The following is a 13578-nucleotide window of genomic DNA, read 5'->3' as shown; positions in this document are numbered from 1 at the left end:
CCGGTTCGGTCACGGCCGTTGACCGCCTCGCGCACACGGGCGGTGGACTCGCGCTTCCGCTGCGGGATGCGGACCTGCCCCACCGGGCAGACTGGGGCGCATGGGCGATACGCGAGCGACTTCCGGGACCGCGGGGGGCCATGGCCTCCCTCCTGTGATCACCTGCCGGGAGCCGGGCAGCTTCGCCCGGGGCGTCATGGCCGAGCGTCATCCGGCGCTCATGGAGCAGGTGCGGGAGGCCTTCCCGTACGGGCCTCGGCAGCACCGCGCCCTGGACGACCTGCTGCACGAGATCGCCCACGGCGTCGTCGAACCGCTCGGCCCCGGGAGCTCCGACCGTGAGCTCTGGCTGGCGCGGGGACCGGAGCACTTCGGACAGCCTTGGTTCGACGCCCCGTTCCTCTGGGCCGAGAGCTACTTCTACCGCAGGCTCCTGGGAGCCGTCGGCTATCTGGACGAAGGCCCCTGGCAGGGCGTCGATCCCTTCGCCCCCTTCAAACGAGCCGAACTGGGCGGCGACCTCGTCGAGCAGGAACTCCGCTCCCTGGACGACCTCGTGGGCGCCCCCGCAGCGGAGCGGGCGACAGCTCTCCTCCAGGGGTCGCTCTGGGGTAACCGTGCCGATCTCGGCTTCCGCGCCCCGGCAGGCGATTCCACCCCGGCAGGCGAATCCGCCCCGGCCGAAGCCGTCCCCGGTCTGGTCGCCGACGACAGCGCGGCGCTCTGGGCGCTCCTGCCGCCGAAGTCCCGGGCCACCGTCGCCGTCATCGCCGACAACACGGGCCGCGAGCTCATCCCCGACCTCGTCCTGATCGACCACATGCTCGACCACGGACGCGCAGGCCGGGTGCTGCTCTATGTGAAGCCCCGCCCGTACTACGTCTCCGACGCGATGACGGCCGACGTCGTCGACTGCCTGCGCCGGCTGAGCGGCGCTCCCGGAGAAGCCGGCGCGATCGGCAGACGCGTCCGGGAGGCCATGGGGTCCGGTCGGCTCGAAGTGCGTACGCACGCGTTCTTCTGCGCCCCGTTCCCGTACGAGCGGATGCCCGGGGATCTCCGGGCGGAGCTGGGCGCCGTGACGCTGACCGTCCTCAAGGGGGACCTCAACTACCGGCGGCTGGTCGGCGACCGGCTGTGGCCGGCGACCACGTCGTTCGCCGATCTCACGGCGTACTTTCCGGGGGCCGTCGCCGCGCTGCGCACGCTGAAGTCCGACGTCGTTGTGGGCCTGGACCCGAGGACCGTCGAAGGCCTGGACCGGTCCGGCCTCGAGTGGCGCACCAGTGGCACGCATGCCCTGATCCAGGTGCGTGCGGGGCACGACGTGGCAGCCGTCAGCGTGCCACCCCGTGCCGTGTGACGAGATCGTGCCAGCCCTGCTCCAGCTGTTCGATGCGCATGCCGCGGTCGCACGTCAGGTGATGGACGAGAGTGGCGTCGACCGAACCCAGCAGAGTGTGCGCGACGAGCTCCCGTTCGCCCTCCGCGCGCGCCTCGCGCAGCAGCATGGCGATATGGCTGAGGCGCAGCCGGTACGCGGGCACGGCGTAGGCGCGCAACGGGTCGGTGCGGGAGGCCAGGATCAGCTCGTGGTGGTCCAGTTCGTGGCGCATCACCGCGGGGCCGAAGGCGTGCAGCCGCTCCGCGGCGGGGGCGCCGGGACCCATGGGGGGCGGTCCGGAGAGGAAGGCGGCCTGCAGCAGGGACTCCCGGTGGTCGAGGAGTGCGATGAGCAGACCGGCGCGGTCCTTGAAGCGCCGGAAGACGGTGCCCTTGCCGACTCCGGCGGCGGCGGCCACCGATTCCATCGTGAGGTTCGCCGCCCCGCAGTGAGCCAGGAGGCGGGATGCCGCGTCCAGCAGGAGCGCCCGGTTGCGTGCCGCGTCCGCCCGCAGTTGCGCGGGTTGGCCGACGGTGACGAGCGCTAGATCCGGACGCACCTCACGGAGGGCGGTCGGCCCGGGCAGCGGGGGAAGGGAAGCGGCCATGACGCCAGGGTAGCGCCGCGAAGGATAAGTGGACCACGGTCCGTTTAGGTGGTACAACTTTAAACGGACCGTGGTCCGCTTACTTCTTCAGTCTCCGTCTCCCGGGAGCTTCCCCCATGTCTGTACGCATCCTCGCCCTCGTCGGCAGCCTCCGCGCCGGCTCCCACAACCGGCAGCTCGCCGAGGCGGCCGTCAAGCACGCGCCCGAGGGCGTCGAAGTCGAGCTGTACGAGGGTCTCGTCGACGTCCCCTTCTACAACGAGGACATCGACGTCGAGGGTGGCGTCCCCGCTGCCGCCGCCCAGCTGCGCGCGGCGGCCGGCCGGTCCGACGCGTTCCTGCTCTTCTCGCCCGAGTACAACGGCACCATGCCGGCTGTGCTGAAGAACGCGATCGACTGGCTGTCCCGCCCGTACGGCGCCGGCGCCATGACCGCCAAGCCCGTCGCCGTGGTCGGCACCGCCTTCGGGCAGTTCGGTGGCGTGTGGGCACAGGACGAGGCCCGTAAGGCGGCCGGTCTCGCGGGCGGGGCCGTCCTGGCCGAGGCCAAGCTCTCCATCCCTGGCTCCGTGACCCGTTTCGCCGAGCTCCACCCGGCGGACGACGCCGAGGTCGTCACCTCGCTGACCGAGGTGATCCGCCAGGTCGCCGAAGGTGCCACGGCTGCCGTCTGATCCACCTCCGGCGGCGGATGTCGTCACGTCGTCCTCGTGCCGCCCGGCACGCCGTGGGCCCGGCCCCTCTCCCAGGAGAGGGCCGGGCCCACGGTGCGTTGCGGGTCGCGCTTGGGTCTCGTCTCAGTCGCCGCAATATGTCCAACAAAATTGTTGACAATTGCCTTGGTCTGGATTTAGGTTCGACATGCAATCAGTCAGGGGAGCGACGATGCCGCAACAAGCTGATCCGGCCAGTGGGGCGCGTGGTGAGCGTCAGACCAGGCCGTCGCGATCACCGAGTTCCGCAGGGCCCTGGAAGTCCTCCGCGCTGCCAAGGCGGCCGTCGCGACGAGCGGCTGGACCGGCACGCAGGGATCGGCGGGGCCATGGCCAAGGCGTCGCCGGTGGCGATCCCATGCTCCTCTCCGCCCTGAACCATGAACTGCGTTGCCCGGTAATGGAGCTCACCGGCCGGCAGGCGGCCGTCTCGCTCCTGGAGCGACCGAACGGCCAACTGGTGCGTCATAGGCTCCCTCGTCCTGAGGCCCGGACGCTTCCAGCAGTCCCTGGGTGAACACCTGGCCGTTGATCGACGCGATCAGGGCCGGGGAGCCGCAGGCGGCCCAGGCGGCCACTCGCTCCCACTTGGCGAGCGTGGTCGAGGCACCGCGCGGTGACACGCACCATCTGATTGACGCACCGCGTGCACTGCTGCGCCGTGCCGGTGGGTATGAAGCCCCGTTCCCCGTAAGGAGAGTTCAGCCATGACAACCGACACGGCCCGGATCGCGGAGCGGTCGGCATGAGCGGCGTCATCGTCACCGGTCCGCCGAGGGCGGACCCGGGGGACGTCGAGGCACTTGCCGAATACGGCGTCGCCACCGTGAGCGAGGCAATGGGACGCACCGGCTTGCTCGGCCCCGGGCTGCGCCCGATCCAGGAGGGCGTACGGATCGCGGGCAGTGCGGTGACCGTGCTCAGCTGGCCCGGCGACAACCTCATGATCCACGCGGCGGTCGAGCAGTGCGGCGAGGGCGACGTCCTCGTCGTCACCACCACTTCACCCTCCACCGACGGTATGTTCGGGGAACTGTTCGCCACCGCACTGCGTAGGCGAGGGGTGCGCGGCATCGTGATCAACGCGGGCATCCGCGACACCCAGGAACTGCGCGACATGGGCTTCGCCGGGTGGGCGAAGGCCGTCTCGGCCCAGGGCACCGTGAAGGCTACCGGCGGTTCGGTCAACGTACCGGTCGTCATCGAGGGCCAGGTGATCCGTCCCGGTGACGTCATCGTCGCCGACGACGACGGCGTGGTGGTCGTGCCCCGCGAACGCGCCCGCCGGACCGCCGAGGCGTCCGAGGCGCGGGAGGCCAAGGAGGCCGACGCGCGCGCTGACTTCCTGGAAGGCCGACTCGGCCTTGACCGGTACGGACTGCGGGAGAAGCTCGGCGCTCTCGGTGTGCGGTACACCTCGTACGAGGACCACGCGCGGGAGGCCGGGGCGTGACCGGGGGGCCGGCAGAGGTGCGCTGCCTCCTGATGCGGGGCGGCACGTCGAAAGGCGCCTACTTCCTGGCCGACGACCTGCCGCGGGATGCGGCCGCCCGTGACGGTCTGCTCCTGCGGATCATGGGCAGCCCCGACCCGCGCCAGGTCGACGGCCTGGGCGGGGCGCACCCGCTCACCAGCAAGGTCGCGATCATCTCCGTACCGGACGACCCGGACGTCGATGTGGACTATCTGTTCCTCCAGGTCGCCGTCGACGCAGCGGAGGTGTCCGACCGTCAGAACTGCGGCAACCTGCTCGCCGGGATCGGCCCCTTCGCCGTGGAACGGGCCCTGGTCACCGCCGTGGACGGGCACACTTCCGTCCGCATCAGGATGGTCAACACCGGTGACCTGGCCACGGCAACCTTTCCCACCCCCGGGGGGCGCGTCGACTACACGGGGACTGCGCGGATCTCCGGGGTCCCTGGGACCGCCGCGCCGGTGCTGATCGAGTTCGAGCAGGGCGCCAGTCCTCTGCTGCCCACCGGCCGGGCCCGCGAGGTCATCGCCGGGACGCCGGTGACCTGCGTCGACAACGGGATGCCGACCGTACTCGTCCCGGCCCACGCCCTGGACATCACGGGCTACGAGACTCCGCAGGAGCTCGAGGACGACACCGCCCTCCGCGACCGCATCGAGAGGATCCGGCTCGAAGCGGGCCCTCTCATGGGCCTCGGCGACGTCCGGGACGCGACGGTACCGAAAATCAGCCTGCTGGCCCCGCCCGCCGGTGACGGCGCGGTGACGACCCGTACCTTCATCCCGCACCGCTGCCACACCTCCATAGGCGTCCTCGGCGCGGCCGGCGTCGCCGCCGGGCTGCGCGTCCCGGGCAGCGTCGCCGAGGGCATCGCCCGCCTCCCCGCCCACGGGGACCGGCTGCGCATCGAGCACCCCACCGGGTTCCTCGACATCGAGGCCGGTATCGGGACCGGTGCGGACGGTACCCCCACGGCCGGTCGTACCGCCGTGGTGCGTACCGCACGAAAGATCTTCGACGGCATCGTCTTCCCGCGGCCCGAGCAGACAGCTCCGACAGGCGGCCCCTCCTCACGAGGAGCCGCAGGCGACTCCCCCTCCCGGTGACGTCGACCTCGTCGAACTGCTCGCCCCGCACCTGGACGGCAGCCGGGTGCGGGGCCTCTCCCGCGAGTGCTTCGGCGACGCCCCGATCGTCTCCGCCCCGGCCCGCCCTGGCCTGGCTGCTCCGCGGCCGGCCTCCGGCTCCCGAATGCCCCCGGAAACCACTCAGGGGCTGATCCACTAAGTGGATCAGCCCCTGACCTGGTGTTTCAGCTGTCGGGGTGGCGGGATTTGAACCCACGACCTCTTCGTCCCGAACGAAGCGCGCTGCCAAGCTGCGCTACACCCCGATGTCCACCGAGTGTCCCGGCGACATCGATTACTTTAGCCCACTGGCGCCCGGAGGCGAAATCCGGTTTTTTGTGCCCGGGTGGACGCCTCAGTCGCGGGGCGTCAGCGTCAGCAGGGTCGCCTCGGGCGGGCAGGCGAAGCGGACCGGGGTGTAGCGGTTCGTGCCGCAGCCCGCCGAGACGTGGAGGTAGGCGCGCCGCTCGCCGACCGTGTGGTCGGAGAGGCCCTTCACTCGGTCCGTGTCCAGGTCGCAGTTGGTGACGAGAGCGCCGTAGAAGGGGATGCAGAGCTGCCCGCCGTGGGTGTGACCGGCCAGGATCAGGGGGTAACCGTCCGCCGTGAAGGCGTCAAGGGAGCGCAGGTACGGGGCGTGGACCACACCGATCGAGAGGTCCGCGCCCGTCTCGGGGCCACCGGCGACCTCGGCGTAACGGTCCCGCTTGATGTGGGGGTCGTCCAGGCCGGTGAAGGCGATCTCCAGTCCGTCGGCCTTGATCCGGCCCCTGGTGTTGGAGAGGTTCAGCCAGCCGGCCTCGTCGAAGGCGTCCCGCATCGGCTCCCAGGGGTTGTGGACGACATCGACCGCCGGCGCGTTTCCGTTGAGGCCGTGCTTGCCCTGAGTCTTCTCCAGGAGATAGCGGACCGGATTGCGGAGCTTCGGGCCGTAGTAGTCGTTGGAACCGAAGACGTACACCCCGGGGAACTCCATCAGCGGGCCGAGCGCGTCGAGCAACTCGGGCACCGCCTCAGGGTCGGAGAGGTTGTCGCCGGTGTTCACCACGAAGTCCGGGCGCAGACCCGCCAGCGACTGCAGCCAGGCGCGCTTCTTGCGCTGGCCGCTCACCATGTGGACGTCGGAGATCTGGAGTACGCGCAATGGGCGTGCCCCTTGCGGGAGTACGGGAATCGCGATCCGGCGGAGGCGGAAGGATCGTGCCTCGAATCCGGCCGCGTACACGAGACCGGCGGCACCGACCGCTGCGCCGACTGCCGTGACTTTCAGGGGTACTCCGTAGCGTGCGCGCATGGGCCCATCGTCGCAGAAACGATGCGGTGGGACGAAAACAGGCGGGCGGCGGGTGCCCCGTACCTGTCACAATCGCCGCATGACCACGCTCAAGTCCAAGCTCAAGGAAGACCTCACCACGGCCATGAAGGCGCGTGACGAGCTCACCTCGTCCACCCTCCGGCTCACCCTGACCGCGATCACCAAGGAGGAGGTCAGCGGCAAGACGTCGCGCGAGCTCTCCGACGACGAGGTGCAGAAGGTGATCGCCAAGGAGGCGAAGAAGCGCCGCGAGGCGGCCGAGGCCTTCGCGCAGGGCGGTCGGACGGAGCAGGCCGAGCGGGAGAGGGCCGAGGGCGAGTTGCTCGACGCGTACCTGCCCAAGCAGCTCTCCGACGACGAGCTGAACGCGATCGTCGTGCAGGCCGTCCAGGAGGCGAAGGCCGCCGGCGCCGAGGGACCGCGTGCGATGGGCGCCGTCATGAAGATCGTCAACCCGAAGGTGGCAGGGCTCGCCGAGGGCGGCCGGGTCGCCGCCACGGTGAAGAAGCTGCTCGCGGGCTGAGAGGCCGGTGCATGAAGGAGGGGAGCCCCCGGCCGGGGGCTCCCCTCCTTCACTTCATGACGTCATCGGGTGACCCGGCGGTCAGCGACCGTTCCCGCCACCGCGCCCGCCGTCGTTCCCGCCGATGAAGCCGGGCGGCAGGGTGATACCGCCGATGGGGTCGCCGCCGGGCTTGTTCCCGCCGCCCGTGTTCCCGCCGCGGCCCTTGTCCTTGTCCTTCCCCTTCTCCTTGGCGCGCGGCACCGAGACCGGGTTGAAGGACGGGGTCTCCGAGGCGTTCAGCGCACCGGTCATCGCTGTCTTCCAGATGGGACCGGGAAGGCAGCCACCACAGACCTTGTCGTAGTACTGGCCGCCGATGGTGATGTTGTACATCGGCACCTTCTTGCCCACGTCCGCACCCACCCACACGGCCGTGGACAGATTCGGCGTGTAGCCGACGAACCAGGCGTCCACGCGGTCGTTGGTGGTACCTGTCTTGCCCGCGTTGTCGCGGTCCGTCAAGCCGGCCTGGGTGCCGGTTCCGTCCTCGACGACACCCTTGAGCATCTGGTTGATCGTGTCGGCCGTCTTCTCGCTCATCGCCCGCGAGCACGAGGACTCGGGTACGGCGATCTTCTTGCCGTTCGAGTCCGTGATGGCCTCGATGGCGATCGGCGTGCAGAACGTGCCGCGGTTGGCGAACGCCGCGTACGCGGCGGCCATGCCGAGCGGGGTGCTCTCGGTGCCGCCCAGGGTGATCGACGGGTTGTTGTCCGAGACGGGCTTGCCGTCACCCCGCTCGTAACCGAGCTTCTTCGCCATGGTGACCGTCTCGCACAGTCCGGCCTGCTGCTCCAGTTTGGCGAAGTAGGTGTTGATCGACTTGCCGAGCGCGCTCGTCATGTCGAAGGCGCCCTTCTCGGACTCCATCTCGTTCTGGAGGTCCCAGTTCCCGCTTCCGACAGGCGATCCCGCACAGTTCCGGTAGGAGTTCATCGGCACCGAGATCTTCCAGTCGGAGCTGTAACTCTGCGCCGGGTTGATGCCCTTCTCCAGTGCCGCGGCGGCGGTGATCGGCTTGAAGGTCGAGCCGACCTGGAAGCCGTAGGTGCTGCCGCCCATCTTGTTGCTGGCGGCGAGGTTCAGGACCGTCTCGTTCTTCTTCTGGTCGAGGCCGTAGGGCCTGGACTGGCCCATCGAAAGGATCTTCCCGGTACCGGGCTCGACCTGCACCACCGAGGCGGCGACCTTGTCGTCCTTGTTGACCTTCGAGGTCGCGGCCTCGTCGGCAGCCTTCTGCGCGCGCGGCGAGAGAGTGGTCTTGACGGTCAGGCCGCCGAGGGCCCAGAGCTTCGAGCGCTCCTCCGGGGTCTTTCCGAAGGTCGGGTCGGTCAGGACGGTCTTGCGCACGTAGTCGCAGAAGAATCCGGCGCCGCTGACGGCCGTGATGCAACCGCTGTTCGGCTTACTGACCTTCAGCTGGAGGGGGGCCGCGACGGCCTTGTCGGCCTCGTCCTGCGAGATGGTGCCGACGGCCGCCATGCGCTGCAGCACGATGTTGCGGCGCTTGGTCGCCTCCTCCGCGTCGTTGACCGGGTCGTAGCGGGTCGGCGACTGGACGAGGCCGGCCAGCATGGCCGCCTCCTCCAGCTTCAGGTCCTTGGCGTGCTTGGAGAAGTAGCGCTGCGAGGCGGCTTCGACGCCGTAGGCCTGCTGCCCGAAGAACGTGATGTTGAGGTAGTTCTCCAGGATCTTCTTCTTGCCGAGCTCTTCCTCGACCTGGATCGCGTACTTCAGCTCGCGGACCTTGCGGCCCAGGGTCTGCTGGGTGGCCTCGGCGACCTTCTCCGGGTCGTCGCCCGCCTCCTCCACGAAGACGTTCTTCACGTACTGCTGAGTGAGTGTGGAGGCGCCCTGGGAGGCGCCGCCCTCCTGCACGTTGCGGTTCATCGCGCGCAGGATGCCCTTGAGGTCCACCGCACCGTGTTCGTAGAAGCGTGAGTCCTCGATCGCGACGATCGCGTCCTGCATGTACGGCGAGATGTTCTTGAGCGGGACGACGGTCCGGTCGCGCGAGTAGTCCGTCGCGATCAGCCCGCCCTCGTTGTCGAGGATCTTGATCCGCTGGCTCAGCGGCGGGGTCTTGAGGTTCGAGGGGATCTCGTCGAACCCCTCTACCGTTCCCTTGGCTGCGAGCCCCAGTGCGCCGGCGGCCGGCAGTGCGATGCCGGCCAGCACAGCTCCGGAGAGTGCGGCGACACCGAGGAACTTGGCGGCCTGCTGGGTCGTCGTGAGACCCCCGCCTGAGCGCTTCTTTGGCATGGGGGCAGCCTACGTTCTCATTCGCCGGACATGCGTACAGGCGTTGGCCTAAGCTGCTCCCAACTGTCACAGCAGTCCGAATGTGCAACAACCCCCCTGCACGGTCCTCAACGGAATTCGGCCACCTGCCGAGGCGCTCCCGAATTCGCCTCGTGTGTAGCTGAATGTCCGTTGCGACTTGCGGTTTCTGTCCCGATTCCGTCGGGATGGTCACGCATGTCCTCCCGTCACTCCTCTGGGTGATCTGCCGCATACGCATAGTCCGTTCGGGCCATCCAAGATTGGGCCCGAAGGGGGTGTTGTGCTGTCGCCACCTTCCGTAACGTCCTCAACTGGCAACGGTGAATATGCCGCTGTCGCCGTGGGGGAGCCTCGATTCGGGAGAGGACGGCGCCGGGATGGGCTGGGTAACCGACTGGAGTGCGCAGGCAGCCTGCCGCACTACCGATCCGGATGAATTGTTCGTACAAGGGGCAGCGCAGAACAGGGCCAAGGCGGTGTGCACCGGTTGCCCGGTGCGGACCGAATGCCTGGCCGACGCGCTGGACCATCGCGTCGAATTCGGCGTGTGGGGTGGAATGACGGAGCGGGAGCGCCGCGCACTGCTGCGCCGACGGCCCACCGTCACGTCCTGGCGTCGCCTGCTGGAGACCGCACGCAGTGAGTACGAGCGGTCCACAGGCATGCTGCCGGCAGCAGTGGGTCTGGACGACGACGGACTGCACGACGAGGAACTGCACGAGACGTTCGCCGCCGTGGGGTAGGCGGACGGGCTGCCCATGGGCGCCGGGAGGGTCGCTACGAAGCTCCGGCCGGGGGGGAAGCGGAACCGGTCGCGAGCAGTTCCCCCACGGCCCTGAGGCCCGCCAGGTCGTGCACGTCACCGGGAAGCGCGGCCACCTCGGTCACCAGGACCTCGGGGTGGAGCGTGGTGAAGCTGTCGCGGGTGTGCTGCTCGCGTGCGACCACCTGCATCCGCTCGGCGTGCAGTCGCAGCAGGCCTGCGGTCAACTGCTCGACGGACACCTCGACGGACACCTCGACGGACATGGCGTCCGTGGCGGTCGTGCCGTGCCTGTCTGCTTCCGTGTGCATGGGTGGCCCGGACGGGTCAGGGGACTTTCGGCCACGACCGTGAGGTGCTTGTGTGCCTGAGGTCCGGTCATGCTCGTGCGGATCGTGCTGCGTCGGCTCGTGCGTGGAGGGTTCGTTGCTGTGCTCGGGAGGGAGCGGCGACTCCGGGGCTTCGGGAGAGGTGGCGGCCACCGGGTCCGCCGGGTCACCAAGGCCAGCCTTCCCTGCCGTCTGATCCACAATGCCGACGCTTTCAAGATTTTCTGCGGCTGCCAGCGCCCGCTCCTCGGAGAGCCGTGCGGCCTCGCTGCCGTGCACCCGGTTGAGGACCAGGCCGGCCAGCGGCATCTCCTCCGCGGCCAGCCGTTCCACGAAGTACGCGGCCTCCCGCAGCGCGTCCCGCTCCGGCGTCGCCACCACGAGGAACGCCGTGCCGGGCGCCTGGAGCAGTTTGTACGTCGCGTCGGCCCGGGTACGGAATCCGCCGAACATCGAGTCCATCGCCGCGACGAAGGTCTGTACGTCACGCAGGAACTGTCCGCCGAGCAGTTTGCCGAGCGTCCCCGTCATCATCGACATGCCGACGTTGAGGAATTTCATCCCGGCCCGTCCGCCGATCTTCGCCGGTGCGATCAGCAGCCGGATGAACTTCCCGTCCAGGAAGGAGCCGAGACGTTTCGGCGCGTCCAGGAAGTCCAGTGCGGAGCGGGACGGTGGGGTGTCGACGATGATCAGATCCCACTCCTCGCGGGCCCGCAGCTGTCCGAGTTTCTCCATCGCCATGTATTCCTGCGTGCCCGCGAACCCGGCCGAGAGCGACTGGTAGAAGGGGTTCTCCAGGATCGCGCGCGCCCGCTCGGCATCCGTGTGCGCCTCGACGGTCTCGTCGAAGGTGCGCTTCATGTCGAGCATCATGGCGTGCAGTTCGCCCTCGCCCGCGATGTCCTCGACCCGCCGCGGGATGTTGTCCAGCCGGTCGATGCCCATGGACTGGGCGAGCCGGCGGGCCGGGTCGATGGTGAGGACGACGACCTTGCGGCCTCGCTCGGCCGCCCGCACCCCGAGCGCCGCCGCGGTCGTGGTCTTGCCCACGCCACCGGATCCGCAGCACACGACGATACGGATCTCCGGGTCGTCCAGCAGCGCGTCGGTCTCCAGCCCCGGTGCGCCGTCCGTGCTCGGCGTCATGACACCACCCCTCGTCCGGAGCCGCGTCGCTTCCCGCCCCGGGGCGCCCGCCCCGCCGCGTCCGCGGTCTCGTCGCCGACTCCCTGTTTACGGAACTCCTCCGCCAGCTCGTACAGCGCGGACGGGCTCACGCCCTCGCCCATCAGCGGGAGCTCGGCCATGGGCAGCCCCAGGCCGGCCAGCACCGCGCGCTGCTCGCGCTCCAGGCCGACCCGCTGGGCGTGCTCGGCGGCCTGCGCGACCAGCGGCCGGACCAGCCCGGCGGAACCTGTCACGCCGGCCCGGGTGAGGGCCTTCGCGATCTCCTTGCGGCGGCCTCCCGACGCCGTACGCAGGGCGTCCTCGTCCAGGAGGTGGGGCCGGACCATGTTGACCACGACCCGGCCCACGGGCAGTTCGGCGGCCCGCAGCTCGGCGATGCCGTCCGCGGTCTCCTGGACCGGCATCTCCTCCAGCAGCGTCACCAGGTGGACAGCGGTCTCGGGCGACTTCAGGACCCGCATCACGGCCTGTGCCTGATTGTGTATCGGGCCGATGCGAGCCAGCCCCGCCACCTCGTCGTTGACGTTGAGGAAGCGGGTGATGCGACCGGTGGGGGGCGCGTCCATGATCACGTAGTCGTAGACGAACGCGCCCTGCTTGTCCTTGCGCCGTACGGCCTCGCAGGCCTTGCCGGTCAGCAGGACGTCCCGGACGCCCGGGGCGATGGTGGTGGCGAAGTCGATGGCGCCGAGCTTCTTCAGCGCCCGGCCCGCACTGCCCAGCTTGTAGAACATCTGGAGGTAGTCCAGGAGCGCGCGCTCGGCGTCGATCGCCAGGGCGTGTACCTCGCCGCCGCCGGGCGCCACCGCGATCCTGCGTTCCTCGTAGGGGAGGGCATCGGACTCGAAGAGCTGGGCGATGCCCTGTCTGCCCTCGACCTCCACGAGGAGAGTGCGCCTGCCCTCGGTCGCGAGGGCGAGCGCGAGTGCGGCGGCGACCGTGGTCTTACCGGTCCCGCCCTTGCCGCTGACGACCTGGAACCTGCTCACGTCTTCGAGCCTAACCAGTCAGCAGGCAGGCTACGCACGGGACCGTGTGTGCCAGGCATTACAGTCGGCTCATGACCAAGTGGGAATACGCGACTGTGCCCCTTCTCGTGCACGCGACCAAGCAGATTCTGGACACCTGGGGCGAGGACGGCTGGGAGCTGGTCCAGGTCGTTCCGGGCCCGAACAACCCCGAGCAGCTGGTGGCCTACCTGAAGCGGGAGAAGCCGTAGTGGCGGGCGCCGTCGAGGCGAGGCTCACCGAACTCGGCCTGGTGCTCCCGGACGTCGTACCGCCGCTGGCCTCCTACCAGCCGGCGGTGCGGTCCGGGGTGTACGTCTACACCTCTGGCCAGCTCCCGATGGTGGACGGCAAGCTCGCGGTGACCGGCAAGGTCGGCGCCGAGGTGACGCCGGACGAGGCCAAGGAGCTGGCCAAGACCTGCGCGCTGAACGCCCTGGCTGCGGTGAAGTCGGTCGCCGGCGACCTGGACCGGATCGCACGGGTCGTGAAGGTCGTGGGCTTCGTCGCCTCGGCCTCCGATTTCACCGGGCAGCCCGGAGTGATCAACGGTGCGAGCGAGCTGCTGGGCGCGGTCCTGGGCGACAAGGGCGTGCACGCCCGCAGCGCCGTGGGCGTCGCGGTGCTGCCGCTGGACGCACCGGTCGAGGTGGAGGTCCAGGTCGAGCTCGTCGACGCCTGACCCGCGCACCCCGTCGATCCCGCCCGGTCCCAGGACCGGGCGGGATCGTGCGTTCGGGACGATCGCGTCGCGTCATGTGTGTAAGGGGCGGACACTGATGTCCGAGCCCCTCGAACATCGGCGCGGTTCCGGATAGCC

13 protein-coding genes, 1 tRNA gene and 1 pseudogene are annotated in these 13578 nt (G+C 69.6%); 9 read left to right on the top strand and 6 right to left on the bottom strand.

Annotation, left to right across the window (positions count from 1 at the left end):
* Positions 1 to 196 precede the first annotated feature (196 nt).
* Positions 197 to 1363, top strand: a complete 1167-nt coding sequence (locus tag ABZ441_RS08655) for a damage-control phosphatase ARMT1 family protein (protein WP_358969961.1) — start codon at positions 197 to 199, stop codon at positions 1361 to 1363.
* On the opposite strand, the gene ABZ441_RS08650 is transcribed toward ABZ441_RS08655, so the two are convergent.
* On the bottom strand, positions 1338 to 1991 hold the full coding sequence (locus tag ABZ441_RS08650; RefSeq protein WP_358969817.1) for a helix-turn-helix domain-containing protein: 654 nt from the start codon (positions 1989 to 1991) through the stop codon (positions 1338 to 1340). The two genes, ABZ441_RS08655 and ABZ441_RS08650, sit on opposite strands and share 26 nt — an antisense overlap.
* 116 nt (positions 1992 to 2107) lie before the next feature.
* On the opposite strand from ABZ441_RS08650, the gene ABZ441_RS08645 reads away from it, so the two are divergent.
* The 4 genes and pseudogenes from ABZ441_RS08645 (at position 2108) to ABZ441_RS08630 (ending at position 5284) form a co-directional block, all read left to right on the top strand.
* Positions 2108 to 2665, top strand: coding sequence for an NAD(P)H-dependent oxidoreductase (locus ABZ441_RS08645; protein WP_358969815.1), 558 nt, complete (start codon positions 2108 to 2110; stop codon positions 2663 to 2665).
* A gap of 242 nt (positions 2666 to 2907) precedes the next feature.
* Positions 2908 to 3319: pseudogene (locus tag ABZ441_RS08640) on the top strand (FCD domain-containing protein); the annotation flags it as partial.
* A 130-nt stretch (positions 3320 to 3449) separates the two neighbouring features.
* The gene (locus ABZ441_RS08635) at positions 3450 to 4157 is read left to right on the top strand and encodes a 4-carboxy-4-hydroxy-2-oxoadipate aldolase/oxaloacetate decarboxylase (RefSeq protein WP_358969813.1); all 708 of its coding nucleotides are present in this window, start codon (positions 3450 to 3452) and stop codon (positions 4155 to 4157) included.
* Positions 4154 to 5284, top strand: coding sequence for a 4-oxalomesaconate tautomerase (locus tag ABZ441_RS08630; RefSeq protein WP_358969811.1), 1131 nt, complete (start codon positions 4154 to 4156; stop codon positions 5282 to 5284). Before ABZ441_RS08635 ends, ABZ441_RS08630 begins: the two co-directional genes overlap by 4 nt.
* A gap of 213 nt (positions 5285 to 5497) precedes the next feature.
* Here the strand turns inward: ABZ441_RS08630 and ABZ441_RS08625 are convergent.
* Positions 5498 to 5571, bottom strand: a tRNA-Pro gene (locus tag ABZ441_RS08625).
* Between the two features lie 89 nt (positions 5572 to 5660).
* Positions 5661 to 6599, bottom strand: a complete 939-nt coding sequence (locus ABZ441_RS08620; RefSeq protein ID WP_358969810.1) for a metallophosphoesterase — start codon at positions 6597 to 6599, stop codon at positions 5661 to 5663.
* 79 nt (positions 6600 to 6678) lie between these two features.
* Here ABZ441_RS08620 and ABZ441_RS08615 point away from each other — a divergent pair, with 79 nt between their 5' ends.
* Positions 6679 to 7143 (top strand): GatB/YqeY domain-containing protein, encoded by a 465-nt coding sequence (locus ABZ441_RS08615; protein WP_358969809.1) that lies wholly within the window; start codon positions 6679 to 6681, stop codon positions 7141 to 7143.
* Between the two features lie 81 nt (positions 7144 to 7224).
* Here ABZ441_RS08615 and ABZ441_RS08610 read toward each other — a convergent pair whose 3' ends face one another.
* A complete protein-coding gene (locus ABZ441_RS08610; protein WP_358969807.1) occupies positions 7225 to 9447 on the bottom strand; it encodes a transglycosylase domain-containing protein in 2223 nt (740 codons plus the stop codon).
* A 398-nt stretch (positions 9448 to 9845) separates the two neighbouring features.
* Here ABZ441_RS08610 and ABZ441_RS08605 point away from each other — a divergent pair, with 398 nt between their 5' ends.
* Positions 9846 to 10211, top strand: a complete 366-nt coding sequence (locus ABZ441_RS08605) for a WhiB family transcriptional regulator (protein WP_358969805.1) — start codon at positions 9846 to 9848, stop codon at positions 10209 to 10211.
* Between the two features lie 34 nt (positions 10212 to 10245).
* Here ABZ441_RS08605 and ABZ441_RS08600 read toward each other — a convergent pair whose 3' ends face one another.
* A complete protein-coding gene (locus tag ABZ441_RS08600; RefSeq protein WP_358969803.1) occupies positions 10246 to 11709 on the bottom strand; it encodes an ArsA family ATPase in 1464 nt (487 codons plus the stop codon).
* Positions 11706 to 12740, bottom strand: a complete 1035-nt coding sequence (locus ABZ441_RS08595; RefSeq protein WP_358969801.1) for an ArsA-related P-loop ATPase — start codon at positions 12738 to 12740, stop codon at positions 11706 to 11708. Before ABZ441_RS08595 ends, ABZ441_RS08600 begins: the two co-directional genes overlap by 4 nt.
* 71 nt (positions 12741 to 12811) lie before the next feature.
* Between ABZ441_RS08595 and ABZ441_RS08590 the strand changes: the two genes are divergently transcribed.
* Together ABZ441_RS08590 and ABZ441_RS08585 are read left to right on the top strand one after the other, a co-directional pair.
* Positions 12812 to 12970, top strand: a complete 159-nt coding sequence (locus tag ABZ441_RS08590) for a DUF4177 domain-containing protein (protein WP_019992579.1) — start codon at positions 12812 to 12814, stop codon at positions 12968 to 12970.
* A complete protein-coding gene (locus tag ABZ441_RS08585; RefSeq protein ID WP_358969798.1) occupies positions 12970 to 13440 on the top strand; it encodes a RidA family protein in 471 nt (156 codons plus the stop codon). Before ABZ441_RS08590 ends, ABZ441_RS08585 begins: the two co-directional genes overlap by 1 nt.
* Positions 13441 to 13578 lie beyond the last annotated feature (138 nt).

The sequence above is a fragment of the Streptomyces sp. NPDC005752 genome (assembly GCF_040630715.1).
GTDB lineage: Bacteria > Actinomycetota > Actinomycetes > Streptomycetales > Streptomycetaceae > Streptomyces.
Note: the sequence above shows the minus strand (reverse complement) of the source record. Positions and strands in the feature narration are given on the sequence as shown.

Excerpts from the sequence above, each read along its gene's own strand:
- ABZ441_RS08655 (WP_358969961.1), top strand. The coding sequence starts at position 197 with ATGGCCGAGCGTCATCCGGCGCTCATGGAGCAGGTGCGGGAGGCCTTC.
- ABZ441_RS08650 (WP_358969817.1), bottom strand. The coding sequence starts at position 1,991 with ATGGCCGCTTCCCTTCCCCCGCTGCCCGGGCCGACCGCCCTCCGTGAG.
- ABZ441_RS08645 (WP_358969815.1), top strand. The coding sequence starts at position 2,108 with ATGTCTGTACGCATCCTCGCCCTCGTCGGCAGCCTCCGCGCCGGCTCC.
- ABZ441_RS08635 (WP_358969813.1), top strand. The coding sequence starts at position 3,450 with ATGAGCGGCGTCATCGTCACCGGTCCGCCGAGGGCGGACCCGGGGGAC.
- ABZ441_RS08620 (WP_358969810.1), bottom strand. The coding sequence starts at position 6,599 with ATGCGCGCACGCTACGGAGTACCCCTGAAAGTCACGGCAGTCGGCGCA.
- ABZ441_RS08615 (WP_358969809.1), top strand. The coding sequence starts at position 6,679 with ATGACCACGCTCAAGTCCAAGCTCAAGGAAGACCTCACCACGGCCATG.
- ABZ441_RS08610 (WP_358969807.1), bottom strand. The coding sequence starts at position 9,447 with ATGCCAAAGAAGCGCTCAGGCGGGGGTCTCACGACGACCCAGCAGGCC.
- ABZ441_RS08605 (WP_358969805.1), top strand. The coding sequence starts at position 9,846 with ATGGGCTGGGTAACCGACTGGAGTGCGCAGGCAGCCTGCCGCACTACC.
- ABZ441_RS08600 (WP_358969803.1), bottom strand. The coding sequence starts at position 11,709 with ATGACGCCGAGCACGGACGGCGCACCGGGGCTGGAGACCGACGCGCTG.
- ABZ441_RS08590 (WP_019992579.1), top strand. The coding sequence starts at position 12,812 with ATGACCAAGTGGGAATACGCGACTGTGCCCCTTCTCGTGCACGCGACC.